Source organism: Streptomyces sp. NPDC005151 (assembly GCF_053599875.1).
This window is the reverse complement of the sequence record NZ_JBSFYR010000050.1, coordinates 42,411-56,046: the sequence shown is the minus strand read 5'-3', so window position 1 is coordinate 56,046 and position 13,636 is coordinate 42,411. Positions and strand designations below refer to the sequence as shown.

The 13,636-nt window shown below is 72.2% G+C and carries 10 protein-coding genes; 1 reads left to right on the top strand and 9 read right to left on the bottom strand.

Going from position 1 to position 13,636, the window contains the following annotated elements; all coding sequences use genetic code 11:
* Window positions 1–106 precede the first annotated feature (106 nt).
* From ACWD6R_RS24705 to ACWD6R_RS24685, 5 genes are all read right to left on the bottom strand, one after another.
* A complete protein-coding gene (locus ACWD6R_RS24705; RefSeq protein ID WP_451820688.1) occupies window positions 107–586 on the bottom strand; it encodes an SRPBCC family protein in 480 nt (159 codons plus the stop codon).
* Between the two features lie 98 nt (window positions 587–684).
* Window positions 685–2,157 (bottom strand): SDR family oxidoreductase, encoded by a 1,473-nt coding sequence (locus ACWD6R_RS24700; protein ID WP_451820693.1) that lies wholly within the window; start codon window positions 2,155–2,157, stop codon window positions 685–687.
* A 183-nt stretch (window positions 2,158–2,340) separates the two neighbouring features.
* The gene (locus tag ACWD6R_RS24695; protein ID WP_451820687.1) at window positions 2,341–4,362 is read right to left on the bottom strand and encodes a hypothetical protein; all 2,022 of its coding nucleotides are present in this window, start codon (window positions 4,360–4,362) and stop codon (window positions 2,341–2,343) included.
* Window positions 4,363–4,677: 315 nt separating this feature from the next.
* Entirely contained in the window at window positions 4,678–5,124 is a 447-nt protein-coding gene (locus ACWD6R_RS24690) for an SRPBCC family protein (protein ID WP_451820686.1), read from the bottom strand.
* 76 nt (window positions 5,125–5,200) lie between these two features.
* Window positions 5,201–6,040, bottom strand: a complete 840-nt coding sequence (locus tag ACWD6R_RS24685; RefSeq protein WP_451820685.1) for a DeoR/GlpR family DNA-binding transcription regulator — start codon at window positions 6,038–6,040, stop codon at window positions 5,201–5,203.
* Between the two features lie 306 nt (window positions 6,041–6,346).
* Between ACWD6R_RS24685 and ACWD6R_RS24680 the strand changes: the two genes are divergently transcribed.
* Window positions 6,347–8,653 carry a hypothetical protein gene (locus ACWD6R_RS24680; RefSeq protein ID WP_451820692.1) on the top strand — a complete coding sequence of 769 codons (2,307 nt, stop codon included), beginning with the start codon at window positions 6,347–6,349 and terminating at the stop codon, window positions 8,651–8,653.
* Window positions 8,654–8,833: 180 nt separating this feature from the next.
* Here the strand turns inward: ACWD6R_RS24680 and ACWD6R_RS24675 are convergent, their stop codons facing one another.
* The 4 genes from ACWD6R_RS24675 to ACWD6R_RS24660 form a co-directional block, all read right to left on the bottom strand.
* On the bottom strand, window positions 8,834–11,266 hold the full coding sequence (locus tag ACWD6R_RS24675) for a right-handed parallel beta-helix repeat-containing protein (RefSeq protein ID WP_451820684.1): 2,433 nt from the start codon (window positions 11,264–11,266) through the stop codon (window positions 8,834–8,836).
* 150 nt (window positions 11,267–11,416) lie between these two features.
* Entirely contained in the window at window positions 11,417–12,025 is a 609-nt protein-coding gene (locus ACWD6R_RS24670; RefSeq protein WP_451820683.1) for an Rv1733c family protein, read from the bottom strand.
* Between the two features lie 78 nt (window positions 12,026–12,103).
* The gene (locus tag ACWD6R_RS24665) at window positions 12,104–12,982 is read right to left on the bottom strand and encodes an MOSC domain-containing protein (protein WP_451820682.1); all 879 of its coding nucleotides are present in this window, start codon (window positions 12,980–12,982) and stop codon (window positions 12,104–12,106) included.
* An 87-nt stretch (window positions 12,983–13,069) separates the two neighbouring features.
* Window positions 13,070–13,549, bottom strand: coding sequence for a DUF6643 family protein (locus tag ACWD6R_RS24660; protein ID WP_451820681.1), 480 nt, complete (start codon window positions 13,547–13,549; stop codon window positions 13,070–13,072).
* Window positions 13,550–13,636 lie beyond the last annotated feature (87 nt).

Below are 13,636 nucleotides of genomic sequence, written 5' to 3'. Positions count from 1 at the left end.
AGCTTCGTTCGAGCAGGGGAGACTCCATCCGAGGGCCTTCCGGCGCCTTGGAATCGTACGCACCAGACCGCGTCCGCTTTCCGATCGAAGGTCACCCGACAGGCTCTCAGGCGGAGGCTGCGGCCAGCCGCTTGTCGAGATTGCACACCGCGTCCCGGAACGCCCGGCCCAGTGCCGGCCGGCCCAGTCGCAGGGCGAACCGGAACGCCGCGGGCCCGTCGGCGGCGAAGGTCCACTGCACGCGCGTCCCGGTTGCTGTGGGGGTGAGCAGCCACTCCTCCAACAGGGCCTGCAGGGCAGGTGCGTTGGTCTCGTCGACCCGGTACGCGTACCGCTCGCCGGGCTCCTTCGCGACGATTGTCTCGTGGAACACCGTGCCACCCCTGAGCCGGATCTCACGGCCCGCGCCCGCCCCGGTGGGCCGGGCCGCCGTCACCGCGGTGAACCAGTCGGGCCAGCCGTCGACTTCCTCGGCGAGCGCCCGGTACACCACCGCGGGAAGCGCTGACGCCTCGGTGGCGAAGACCAGCCGTAGCGGGGCGGTCCGGACGAAGCCGAGGTCCACGGAGCGGAGCCGACGTGCCATGGGGCGCACCTCCCGTGCGATCGGCGGCGGACACACCCGGTCCGCGGCGAGCCGTACCATATCTGTCGCATCGTCAGATGTCTTCAGCTGTGCGGACGTTACATCGCAGACTGCTGCAGTACTGCCCGGGCGGCCGCCGTGATGTTACGTGCCATGCCGCCGAAGACCACCGAATGGAACGGCCACACACTCCACCAGTAGGCGTGGCCGAGCAGCCCGCGCGGATGGAACAGGGCCCGCTGCCCGTACACGGTCCGCCCCTCCTCGTCCCGGCCGACCGACAGCTCCAGCCACGCGGGACCCGGCAGCCGCATCTCCGCACGCAGCCGCAGCAGCCGACCCGGAACGATCTCCTCCACCCGCCAGAAGTCCAGCGAGTCGCCCACCCGCAGCCGTTGTGCGTCCCGTCGTCCGCGCCGCAGCCCCACGCCTCCGACGAACCGGTCGAGCCACCCCCGTACCGCCCAGGCGAGCGGGAACGAGTACCAGCCGTTCTCCCCGCCGATGCCCTCGATCACCCGCCAGAGCGCATCCGGCGCCACCGGTACGGTCAGCTCGCGCTCGTCGCGGTACAGGCTGCCGCCCGACCAGTCGGGGTCGGTCGGCAGCGGATCGCTGGGCGCGCCGGGTACCGCGGCGGACGACCACCGGGTGTCCACCCTGGCGTCCTTGATCCGTTGCAGTGCCAGCCGCAGCGCCTGGTCGAAGTCGATCGGGCCGCCCGGGGGATCCGGCACGTAACGGGTGATGTCCTGTTCGCGGCAGACGACCTCGTTGCGCAGCGACTCCGCCAGCGGACGGGCGATGGACCGCGGTACGGGCGTGACCAGGCCGATCCAGTGGCTGGACAGCCCGGGTGTGAGCACGGGGACGGGAAGGATCACCCGGTGCGGCAGCCCCGCGACCTGCGCGTACCGCTGCATCATGTCGCGGTAGGTCATCACGTCCGGGCCGCCGATGTCGAAGGTGCGGTTCACGTCCGCCGGGAGCGAGGCGGAGCCGACGAGGTACCGCACCACGTCCCGTACCGCCACCGGCTGGATCGAGGTACGCACCCAGCTCGGCGTGACCATCACCGGGAGCCGCTCCGTCAGATGGCGCAGGATCTCGAAGGACGCCGAACCCGACCCGATGACGACCGCGGCCCGCAGCACTGCCGTCGGCACCCCGGAGTCCAGCAGGATTCGCCCGACCTCGGCCCGCGACCGCAGATGCGGTGACAGTTCGCGATCCGGCACCCCGGCCGGGGTGAGGCCGCCGAGGTAGACGATCCGGCGGAGCCCGGCCGCGCGCGCCTGCTCGCCGAAGACCCGGGCCGACCGGCGGTCCGTCTGCTCGAAGCCGCGCCCCGATCCGAGGGCATGCACCAGGTAGTACGCCACGTCCATGTCCGCCAGCGCCGCCCGCACCGACGCGGCATCGGCGACATCGCCCTGCACCACCTCGACCCGGTCCGCCCACGGGTAGTCGCGCAGTTTCCGCGGGGTGCGTGCCAGACAGCGGACCCGGTGGCCGGCTTCGAGCAGCGCGGGCACCAGCCTGCCGCCGATGTATCCGGTGGCACCGGTCACCAGACAGCGCAGCTGCGTACCACCGTGAGAGCCGGAGCCGGAGCCGTGGTCGGAGTCGGCGTGGGGCGCGGAGCCGGAGAATTCGGTCACGCGGCCGAGTCTCGCACCGGACCGCCGCACCGACCTGACGGAAGACGCCGAACGGCCTCTCCCGGCCCCCACCCCTTCCCCGTTCCGCCTCTCTCAGCGCACCACGGACAGCGTCCCGCCCTCGCGCAGCCGGGCCTTCAGCTCCAACTTCGCGTCCTGCGGTGCCCGTACCGCCAGCGTCCTACCGCCCACCGACCCGCGCACGCTGCCCGTCACCTCGATCCGGTTGACGGCCCGGCTGCCCGCCGCCAGCACGTACCACCGGCCGGACGGTGCCCTCCAGTGCGTGCCCGCCAGGACGTGCTGCCCGAACCGGCCGCACAGCGCCGTATCGGGACGGTCGGCCACCACCGCACCAGGGGCGGTGAGCGATGCGGCGGGCTGCAGGAACTGGACCAGAACCCGGCCGGGCCCTTGCCAGGTGTCGGCCCGGGTGCACACCCAGTCCGCCGGTGTCCCGCTCTCCGGGAGAGGCTGCCGGGCAAAGGCCCAATTGTTGACCGCACGGACCCCGCTGCCCCGCAGCGCCCGCAGCGAGCACACCGTACGTGCCCAGCTCAGCAGGGCCGGACCACCCGTCGCCTCGCGCGGCCCGCGCGGCGGCGCGCCCTTGCCGGGCAGCGGTGTGTACGTGAGATGGACCGGAGCGAGATCGCCCAGATCGGTGAGGAGGAATGAGTGGTTCTCAGCGATGCGCTCCGAGGAGCGCAGCTGCATCACCGGCCAGGAGCCACAACTGCGGCCCGGTGAGGGGCGCGATACGGGTGCGGTGACCCCGTCGCGGCCCACCTTCAGCGACCGCGCCGGAGCGTTCGGCGCCAGCAGGTCGCGCGTGGTGGTCTCCGAAACCCACGGGGCGAGCAGGAACCGGGCCCCGTCCCCCCTGCGGCTGACCACGACGGCCGCCCCCGTCGTCACGTCCGCGTCATCGGTCCGGGCGAAGTCGAGCGCGGCCGCCCCGGCACCGGTCAGCGGTTCCGCGTAACGCACCACGCGAACGCCGCCGTCGTGGAACAGCACCACTGCCGCACCGTCCACCTCGCCCGCGTACAGCAGCCGGGGCGGCTGGGCGGGCGGTACGGAGAGCGTCCCGGGCGACGTGGAGACGTGGACGGTGCGCGGCGTGTGCCCCCAGGTACGCAGCGCCCGGCCGAGCAGATCCCGGTCCTGGGCACGGTCCCCGCGGGCCGGCCACGCGGTGAAGTCGACGCGCGAGGTGTCCGCCCATTCCGTGGCAGCCGTACGCATCAGCGCTGCCGGATCGACGGCGGCGGACCCGGCCCGCGCGGGACCGTCCTGCGGGCCGCCCGGACCGTTCTCCCCGGCCAGGACGGCCAGACCGCCCGCCATCACGCACAGCGCGGCAGCGGAGGCCACCGCCCGCAGCCGGTGCCTGCGCCGCAACAGATCGCTGGGGCGGGTCTGGAGCGTGCACGGGTCGAACCCGGCGGAGCGCAGCAGCGATTCGGTCCGCCGGCGGTCGGCGGACCCCAGCCGTCCGGCCGCACGTACCGCGTCCGCCGCATCGCTCGCCCCCGCCCGGGCGAGCAGTACTGTCGCCTCGAGGTCGGTCAGCTCCTCCAGCAGCCGCAGCGCGAACGCCGCCCGCACGGCAGCGGACACCGTGGACAGTGTCCGGTCCAGGGCCAGTTCCTCCGCGCCACCGGCGCCCGGGAAGAGCCGCAGCCCCCGGACGAAGGGGAGCGCGGGGCGCAGCGAGGCCGGTGCCGGGATCCGCGCGGGCCACCAGCGGGGCCGCCGCTCGTACGCCAGCGCGATACGTAGCACCCGCAGCCGCACCCAGGCGTATGCGGAGGAAGTGCCGTGCGCCGCGGCGGGATGCCTCGGGGACGGTACGCTCCGCCCCTGTGCCGGGACCCGGGTCCGGAGCGGTTCGAGAGGTCCCGCGGTGGCGGTGCGCCGGCCGGGCAGGGCGCGCTGGACGGCCGCATGGGCGGCGAGGACCCGTCGGTGCCGGCCGAGCGACGGCGGCAGAACGAGGTAGGCGAGCCGGACGAGACGTGGGTAGTGTTCCACGAGCGCGGCTTCGGCCTGCTGGACGCCGGGGCGTTCGCTGCTGCGGGTGGAGCGCTGCCGGGATGGGTGGATCGGCATGGGATCGGTGCCTTCCGAGCCGTTGGCGATAACCGTCGTAGCGACAAACGAGTCGATCGTGTGACGGTCACATCGGGCGCGGGTCCAAAGGCGCGACTGCCTGGCTGTCGCGTCGGCTGCACGGCCGAGGCGGCAGCCGCGCACCGCGGGAGTTACGGCCTCCCCCACGATGGAGAGTGGATCAGCGAGTGGCGTCATGCGGCTTCGACGGCAAGGCGGAGGACGGAGTCGACGCGGAGCGTCGGTGACCGACGACAACGCCGCAGGCGGAGTCGCAGGGCGCCGGGAGCCCACTCCCTGTCGTGGGGGAGGCCGTTACGTCCGCACCGTGCCGTCGAGCAGACCGTCCAGCACCCGGCCGAACAGCCGGCGGCCCGTTGCCGCGATCAGCGGATCGCCCCATTGCGGCAGCAGCCGGATACGGAGTTCCTCCACCCACACGACATGGGACCCGGACTCCGTCGGATACACATCGATCGACGCCCGGCCCAGCACCACCGAACCGCGCTTCTCCAGCCGGCAGAGCCCGGCTCGCCCGGTCACCGGCGGCATCCAGTGCACCACTTCCATCGGATCGTCGAACGCCAGCGGGCCCACACCCGTGCGGGCCACGAAGACGGTCCCGATCATTGTGGGCAGTCCGGTCGGGACGGTGATCCGGGTCAGCGGGACGTGTGCGCAGTGCCGTTCCCAGTCGGTCACCCGGCGCCAGGACTCGGCGGCGTGGAGGGAGGTGAATCGTTCGATCCGGAATACGGCCACAGCAGGATCCTAGGACGCCCCGGCCACGGCGCGAGCCGAGCGGAACCTCTGGCTCACCCTCGGGATCCCCGTTTCCTCAGCTCTCGGAGAGGTCGCCTGCCGCGGTCTCGCCCGCCACCACCAGACCCGGCAGATGTTCCTCGATCTCCTCGCGGGCGCCCGCGGACAGACCGGAATCCGTGATGAAGGTGTCCACCTGCTCCAGCGTCGCGAACGAACTCAGGCCCACCGTGCCCCACTTGGTGTGATCGGCGACCACCACCACCCGCCGCGCCGACTGCACGAAGCGCCGATTGGTCTCCGCCTCCGCCAGATTCGGTGTCGAGAGCCCGGCCTCGACCGAGATCCCGTGCACCCCGAGGAACAGCACATCGAAGTGGAGCGAACCGATCGCCTGATCGGCGACCGGGCCGACCAGAGAGTCGGACGGAGTCCGCACCCCACCGGTGAGCACCACCGTGGCCGCCCCGGCCCGCGGGCCGCCCGTCGACCGCTGCGCGGCATGGAACACTTCGGCGACCCGCACCGAGTTCGTCACCACCGTCAACTCCGGTACGTCCAGCAGGTGCTGGGCCAGCGCATACGTCGTCGTACCACCGGAGAGCGCGATCGCACTGCCGGGAACGGCCATCGCCGCGGCGGCCCGCGCGATGTCCTCCTTGGCGGTCAGCTCCAGTGTCGACTTGGCCTCGAAACCGGGCTCGTGCGTACTCGCCTCGACGACCGGTACAGCGCCGCCGTGCACCTTCTCGATAACACCCTGACGGGCCAGCGCGTCCAGGTCCCGGCGCACGGTCATGTCGGAGACGCTCAACTTGCGGGTCAGCTCATTGACCCTGACCCCGCCGCGCCGGCGCACCTCGTCGAGGATCAGTGCACGCCGCTGCTCCGCGAGGAGATTCTGATTCTCGCTCAACGCCGGGTCCGGTCCTTCCCTCGGGTTTCCGTACAGCAGCCCGTCCGTTCAACATTCTGTCGGACGGGCTCATCCTGCCACGCAACTTCGTCCGGCGCCGCACTGGGGATATTTGTGATCCGGGTACCGGCGCGGCCCGGGTTCCGGGATTCTGGTGACTACGCATCAGTTCAGTACGCGGGCCGGAACGCCGCGACAGCAAGAGAGCGAGTCATCCACGTGCCCCCTGTCACTGAGGCCCCGCACAGCACGGGGGCCGCGCTGGAACTCCTGGTCCATGGCGTCGGCGGAGCCACCCCCCAGTCGATGCTCCGGGATCCGCGCATCGCCCGGGTCACCGGTGATGCGACGGCTGCCATCTTCCGGCGCTCGGGGGACATCGACGCCGAGCAGCACCCGGAGCGGTACCGGGACCGGCCCATCGAGGAGGCGTACTGCTGGTCCAATCTCACCTCCGGCAACGGCTCGCGCGCGCTGTGGCTGCTGCTGCTCCCGTTCATGGTCGTCAACCTGGCCCACTGGATGCGGCCCACGGCCAAGGGCCGCACCCGCGCGGTCCGGCTGTACGGCGTACTCGTGCGCCTCGTCGCCCTCAGCCTGACCGTCCTGCTGACGGCTGCGGCGTGCGAGGTCGCGCTGGATCTGGTGGCCTGGCAGTGCGCGGGTGTACCGGAGTGCTCGAACCAACGGTCCTGGCTCGGCTTCCTGTCGACGGCGCAGGACGGCTGGTGGTCGCAGCCGGGGCGGCGGCTCGCGCTGGCGGCTCTGGTGCCCACCGTGCTGGTGGGGCTGCTCTGGTTCCTGTCCAACCGGACCTGGAGCGCCTACGAGTCGCAGCGCCCGGTCACCGGCGCGGAACCGGACGACGACGTCCTCGACAACGGGACCGAGGCCACCCCCACCACCGAGGGCCCTGACGCCGAAACCCCCGTCGTCCGCCCCGCCCTCGGCCGCCCCGGCTTCTGGTACGGCCGGCGGCTCGTCGCCCGGTTGCGGGCCGCGCACACCGCCGCCGGGTTCCTGACCGTGGCGGCCTCCGTCGCGGGTGCCGCGGCCCGTCACGACCGCGCCGTCACCGGTCCCGTACCCGAGTTCCTGGGGCAGCTGATCGAGGCGATGCTCGTGCTGGGCACGCTCGTCGTGCTCTGGGTGGTCTGCCGCCGCGGTCGCAGCGAGCGGAGGCTCGACAACCGGCTCGACGGCGCCGTCATCACCTGGCTGCCCGGCACCGCTCTCGCCCTGCTCGTCGTCACCGCGGTGTACGCGGCCTGGTCCCGTCCCGGCTGGGTCTCCGCCGGCACGCTCCCCGGAGACGTCACCTTCCGCGTCCTCACCGTCGGCCAGGGCATGCTCGTGGTCGCCCTCGCGGCGGTCGCGTTCGGCCTGTACCGCCGGACGCCCGAGCCCCGTACGGTCATGTACGGACTCGGCGGCCCCGCGGTCGCGATGCTGGCCTGCGCCCTCGGTGGCGTCATGTCCGGCGGGGTTGCCCAGCGCGTTGCCGACTGGCTCGACGGACCGGGCACTCCCGGCATGGGCCGGAGCTCCCTCATCGACGGGCCGCCGGTCCTGCTGAGTTGGCAGGCCTCGGTCATCCCGATACTCCTGGCTCTGCTGCTGATTCCCACCGTCGTGCTGGGCGTACGCACCTGGCTCGCCGCCCGCGCCATGGAACCCGAGGTCAACAAGGAGTACGGGGAGAAGCGGCCGGACGCCGCCCGTACCCGGCAGATCGCCAGGACCCGGGCCCTGGCTGCGCTCACCGACTCCGCGCCCTGGTTCCTCGGGCTGGTCTCCGGCGCCACCCTGCTGCTCGGCGCGGGAGCGGTCGCCGGGGCATGGGCGAGCGGGGAGGTGCCGGGGCTGGCCCTGGACGGTGCCGGCCCGTTCATCGAGTCGGTCGCGGAAGCCGCCCAGTCGACCGGCTCCTGGATGATCGGCTTCGGCTTCATCGTCTTTGTGACCTGCGGTCGGCGCGCCTACCGGGACGCCTCCACCCGGCGCACCATCGGCATCCTGTGGGACGTCGGCACGTTCTGGCCGCGCGCCGCCCACCCCTTCGCGCCCCCCTGCTACGCCGAGCGCGCCGTCCCCGACCTGGCCTCCCGGATGTCCGGCTGGACCGGCCGCACCCGCGGCAGGCTCGTCATCTCCGGGCACTCCCAGGGCAGCGTCCTCGCGGCGTCCGCCGTCTGGCAGCTGCCGGCCGGGGCCCGGAAACGGGTTGCGCTGCTCACCTACGGTTCGCCGATCGAGCGGCTGTACGGGCGCTGGTTCCCGGCCTACTTCGGTCCCGGACCGTTGCATGGACTGCACCGGTCCGTGCACTGCTGGCGCAACCTGTGGCGGGCCACCGACCCGATCGGTGGCCAGGTCCGGCTCGACGTGGGTGCCGGCCCCGAAGTGGACCGGGGGCCTCTGCGGGACCCGCTGGTCTACGGGCGTACGCCGGAGCACCCGCTGCCCGAACCGGTGCTGGGCCACTCGGACTACCAGGCCGACCCGGTCTTCGCCGAGGAACGGGCGGCGCTGCTCGTCCGGCTCGGGCCGGTGCTGCCCCGCCAGGCCGACGGGGGCTCCGGGGAGACTCAGAGCCTGTCGGGTGACCTCTGATCGGGCGGCCACGCCCTGGCACGCACGCTTCCCGCGTTGCCGAAATGCCCTAGTAGCTCCTTCCCCAAGCTCTCAGCTTCGTTCGAGCAGGGGAGACCCCATCCGAGGGCCTTCCGGCGCCTTGGAATCGCACGCACCAGACCACGTCCGCTTTCCGATCGAAGGTCACCCGACAGGCTCTCAGGGGAGTTCCGGCAGGTCCTCCGGGTAGAGCAGGGTGAGGTCGTCCGTGCTCGGCTCGGCGAGCTGGGCGACCCGGCCGGCATGCCGCTCGACCATCGACTCGAAGGTCTGGCGGGCGGTCCGGCCATTGCCGAACGCCGGGCCCTTGGGCAGCTCGGTGAAGTACTGCAGCAGCGCCTCTCCGGTGCCCCCGGCGAGGCTGTACTCGTGCTCCTCGGCCTGCTGTTCGACGATCCGCAGCAATTCTGCGGGCTCGTAATCGCTGAAGGTGATGGTCCGTGAGAAACGGGACGCCACACCGGGGTTGACGGTGAGGAACCGCTCCATCTCGTGGGTGTAGCCGGCGACGATCACGACCACCGCGTCCCGGTGGTCCTCCATCAGCTTCACGAGCGTGTCGATCGCCTCCCGGCCGAAGTCCCGGCCGGAGTCCTCGGGCGACAGCGCGTACGCCTCGTCGACGAACAGCACCCCGCCGCGCGCCCGCTCGAACGCCTCCTGGGTACGGATGGCGGTCGAGCCGATGTGCTCGCCGACCAGATCGACCCGGGACACCTCGACGAGATGCCCCCGCTCCAGCACCCCGAGCGAGGCCAGGATCTCGCCGTACAGGCGGGCCACGGTCGTCTTGCCGGTGCCGGGGGAGCCGGTGAAGACGAGATGGCGTCGCACCGACGCGGCCTTCAGCCCCGCCTCCAGGCGGCGGCGGCCCACCTCGATCATGTCGGTGAGTGCACGTACCTCGCGCTTGACGCTGTCCAGGCCGACCAGCGCGTCCAGTTCACCGAGAACGGCGCCCGAGGTACGTACCGGCTCGGCGGGTGCCTCGACGGCGGCGGGCGCGGCCGGGCGCTGCGCGGGCACCGCACCGAGCAGCCCGGGTGCCGACTGGGCGGCCGTCAGCACCGTGGGCGGCGGGGGAGTGGCGGTGCGCAGTGCGCTCTCGTCGCTGGTGCAGTCCTCGACGACGGGGCCCGTCCCCTGCCCGTCTCCGTGCGAGCCGCCCTCGGCGAACTCGTAGCCGCCGCGCGCGCACCGCTCGGTACGGCACCGGGTCAGCGTCGTACGGCAGCCGTCCATCACATGGAAGCCGTATCCGTCACTGCCGGTGACCCGGCAGCTGTGGAAGGTGCCGCGTCCACCGGCGGAGACGTAGAAACCGGCCTCGGCGGGCGAGGTGACCGTGCAGCGCTCGATGGCCGGGTCGGCGCCCTTGGTGACGATGACCCCGGTCTGTGCCGTGTCAATGGTGCAGTTGTTCATCGTGCCGCCGCTGCCGTGGTCGCGGAACCAGGCGCCGGTGGACGCCTCCCGGATCCGGCAGTCGTCGAGCTGTGCGGTCGCCCCGTCGCTCACCGACACCGCCGTGTTGCGGACCTGGGTGAGATCGCTGTCGACGACATCGGCGCGTGAGCCCCGGTCGAGGACGAAGATCGCGTCCGGCACGTCATGGACCCGGCAGGAGTCCAGTATCACGGTCGCGCCGTCGCTCACCCAGACCGCCGGGTAGTCGCCCGTACTGTCGTGGATCTCGCACTGGTTGGCGTCGACCCGGGTGCCCGGGTCCCACACCGACAGGCCGTTGCGCCCGAAGCGGCGGACCGTGGAACGGGTCAGGGTGAGGACCGAACGGGAGCGCAGATCCACCGCGTTCTCCGGGATGTCATGGATGTCGCAGTCGGCGAGCGTCAGCACCGCGTCCGTGTCGAGCGTGACCCCGTCCGCCGAAGTGCGGTGCACCGTGCAGTCGGTGAGGTGCGCGGAGGCGCGGGCGGTGACCTGTATGCCGCTGCCCTTGATCTCGTACACCTCGCAGCCGACGGCCTCCAGCGCGCTGCCCTCACCGGTGATGCTCAGTCCGGCGCCCGAGGAGTGATGGACCCGGCAGCGTTCCAGCCGCGGATGCGCACCGTCGCGCACCGAGACCCCGGACTGCCCGGCCGACACGATCTCGCACTCCTCGAACACCCCGCCCGCACCGTCGAGCACGGCAATGCCGACCCCGGCCGGATTGTCGACCGTGCAGCGGCGCACGTTCGGCCGGGCCGCACCGCGCACCTCTATCCCGGCGGCCGACCGCGTCACGATCCGCAGATCCGCCAGCTCCGGGGCGCCGTCCTCGACGAGCAGTGCGGGGGCCGCCGAGTCCTGGCCCTCCACATGCAGATCCTGGACGACGGCGGAGGCACGCACCGTCAGCGGTACGCCGTCGACCGGCGCGATCCGGACGGAGCCGACGGAGCCCTCCGGACCACGCAGGGTCACCGCGCGGTGCAGGACGAGATTCTCCCGGTAAGTGCCCGGTGCGACGGTGAGGACATCACCGTCCGCCGCGGCGTCAAGGGCTGCGGTGAGGGAGGCGTATTCGCCAGTGCGGCGCCGCCACCGCGATGTGCCGGTGTGCGTCACCTGGACCGTGCCCTGTGCCATGGCGCTGTTGTGCCCCCACCTCGTGCGTGTCCGATGCCCGTGCGGCCGGCCTTGCGGCAGGGGTCGTCACGGGTCCGTCCGCCGAAGAGGTGAGCGGACCGGTCCACCGTAGCGCGCGCGGAGGGTGGGAGTTGACGGGATCCCAGCTCATCAGCTGCCGGTGCCCGTCCTGCCCCAGTCCGGACCGGCCTCGGCCCACGCCCGGTCGAGCCGCGCATACCGCCGTTGCACCATGCGCCATACGATCAGGCGCCGCCCGCCCTCGATCAGTGCGACGCCCAGCAGCATCACCCCGAATCCAGCCAGTGCCGCATGGGTGTGGGCCGTCGGCACATCCATCGGGCGCAACGCCGGGCGGCCGTCCAGGTCGGTCCAGATCCGCACCCGGGAGCCGGGATCGGTGATCTTCGAAGAGGTCGCGACCCTTCCGCTGCGGGCTGTGCCGTCCGGGGCCTTCCAGCGCGCCACCACCGACGTCTGCGTCGTGCGCTCCGAGGACGCCTCGGGGTCGGAGACCAGACGCGGCGCCCTCGACGCCGTGCGCACCACAACCGCCGTCGTGGCATGCCGCTGCGCCTGCTGGATCCGTACCGACTCCTGCAGGACGTCGTCGATGAGCGACCCGCACAGCCACCCGAGCGCAGGCGCCGCCACCGCCATCAACAGCAGCGCCACCAGAGCCACCCACGCCTCGTGCCGGTCAGTGGCGCGGCGCAGGGGATTGTGCCGCCAACGCCATACTCCCGATAGCGCTCGCACAGTCCTGCACCCCCTTCCGCATCCGTCATATCCCGATACGGCACAGCCTGCGCGCCGAGCAGACGAGAGAGAGCTACCTCACCCCGTCCAACGCGCGGGCCGGTCCAGCGAGTTCCCCTCCCGGCCGGGCCGTCGGCCGAGAATCCGAACAGGGTCCCCGACCCGGATCACGCCGGTCCCGTCCGGAATCAGATACTGGCCGAACAGCAGGTCCTGCCCGGCACGGCGGTGGCGCGCGAGCGTACGCAGCGGCTCCTTGCCGCGCTCCGCCGTGCCCTGGTCGGTGGTGGTGATGACACAGCGGTCACAGGGTTTGACCACGCGGAACGGGACATCGCCGATGGTGATCCTGTCCCATCCGTCCTCCGCCCACGGCGGCGTGCCGTCCACGACGACATTCGGCCGGAAACGGTTCATCGGCAGAGGGCCCTCGTCTGCGTGGTCGCCCTGTGCGATGAGTGAGTTCAAGGCGTCCAGCGAGGCGCTGGAGGTCAGGAGCAGCGGGTAGCCGTCGGCGAATCCGACGGTCTCACCGGGGCGCGCGTACGCGGGATTGATCAGCCGACGGGTCCCGGGCGCGTCGAGATGGACGAGCCGGACCTCCGTGCCCAGGCAGTCGCTGAACCAGGTGTGGGCGGCGGCCGCCGCCTCCACCACCTCGATGGTGGACCGGTGCAGCGCCACGGGGACCGTGCGTCCGGGCTCGGGCACCTCGACGGTCAGCTGCGCGCTCCCCGGCGCCGACAGACCGATGCCGCCCCCGGGCAGCGGCATGGCGGAGACCAGCGCCATGCGCGGCTGCTGCCGCTGTGTGACAGCCCGGCCCGTGGTGTCGACCAGCATCCACCGGCGGTCGCCGTCGAGTCCCCATGGCTCGACGGCGGCCTCGCCGGGCTCGCATCCGGCCAGCGACTTGACCGGATGGATGTGCACGGCGCGCAGTACGGGAGGACGCATGCCTCCATCCTGCCAGTCCCCCCGGGCCCGTCCTTCGGATCGGGCCCGGGACGGACCGCGGCCGTGTGCAGCGGGTTCCGCGGCGGCTCAGTACCCCCGGCCCTGGTACGGGCGGTTGTACGGGTCCTCGTACGGAGAGGGCGCGGGTACGGGCCGCGGTGACGCCGGACGCATCGACTCGTACCCCGTGCCCGGCGCGGGGCGCTGCTGCTGGGGCTGAGGCGTCTGGTAGCCGCCCCGCATGCCGGTCGGCTGCTGCGGGATGTACGGCGCGGGAGCTTGCTCCAGATGAGCCGGCTGCATCGGCGCGTGGTTCTGCTGCGGTGCGGCCATCTGCTGCGGGTAGCCGTACGACGGGTTCGGCTGGGAAGGCGCTGCGGGAAGCGCCGGCAGCGCCGACGGGAGCGCCGGCAGGTAGCTGTTTCCGGTGTCGTAGAAGGCCGGCACTCGGATCGGGGCAATCTGCGGCGTACCCCGCTCCGCGACCAGGGAGTCGTAGATCGGAGTGTCGGGGAACGACGGTGCGGCGTAGTAGCCGCCGCCGTAGGTGGAGCGGGGGGAGGTCATGACACCTAAGTTAAGCCCACGATGTGCTGGTTGGGGAGCCCAAATCTTAGGGTCATCCGTTTTATGCTGCTTCTGTCCGCCTGACCT

Bases quoted from the DNA above. Each gene is read 5' to 3' on its own strand.
- ACWD6R_RS24665 (WP_451820682.1), bottom strand. From the start codon at position 12,982: ATGCGTCCTCCCGTACTGCGCGCCGTGCACATCCATCCGGTCAAGTCG.
- ACWD6R_RS24675 (WP_451820684.1), bottom strand. From the start codon at position 11,266: ATGGCACAGGGCACGGTCCAGGTGACGCACACCGGCACATCGCGGTGG.
- ACWD6R_RS24680 (WP_451820692.1), top strand. From the start codon at position 6,347: ATGCTCCGGGATCCGCGCATCGCCCGGGTCACCGGTGATGCGACGGCT.
- ACWD6R_RS24660 (WP_451820681.1), bottom strand. From the start codon at position 13,549: ATGACCTCCCCCCGCTCCACCTACGGCGGCGGCTACTACGCCGCACCG.
- ACWD6R_RS24705 (WP_451820688.1), bottom strand. From the start codon at position 586: ATGGCACGTCGGCTCCGCTCCGTGGACCTCGGCTTCGTCCGGACCGCC.
- ACWD6R_RS24695 (WP_451820687.1), bottom strand. From the start codon at position 4,362: ATGCCGATCCACCCATCCCGGCAGCGCTCCACCCGCAGCAGCGAACGC.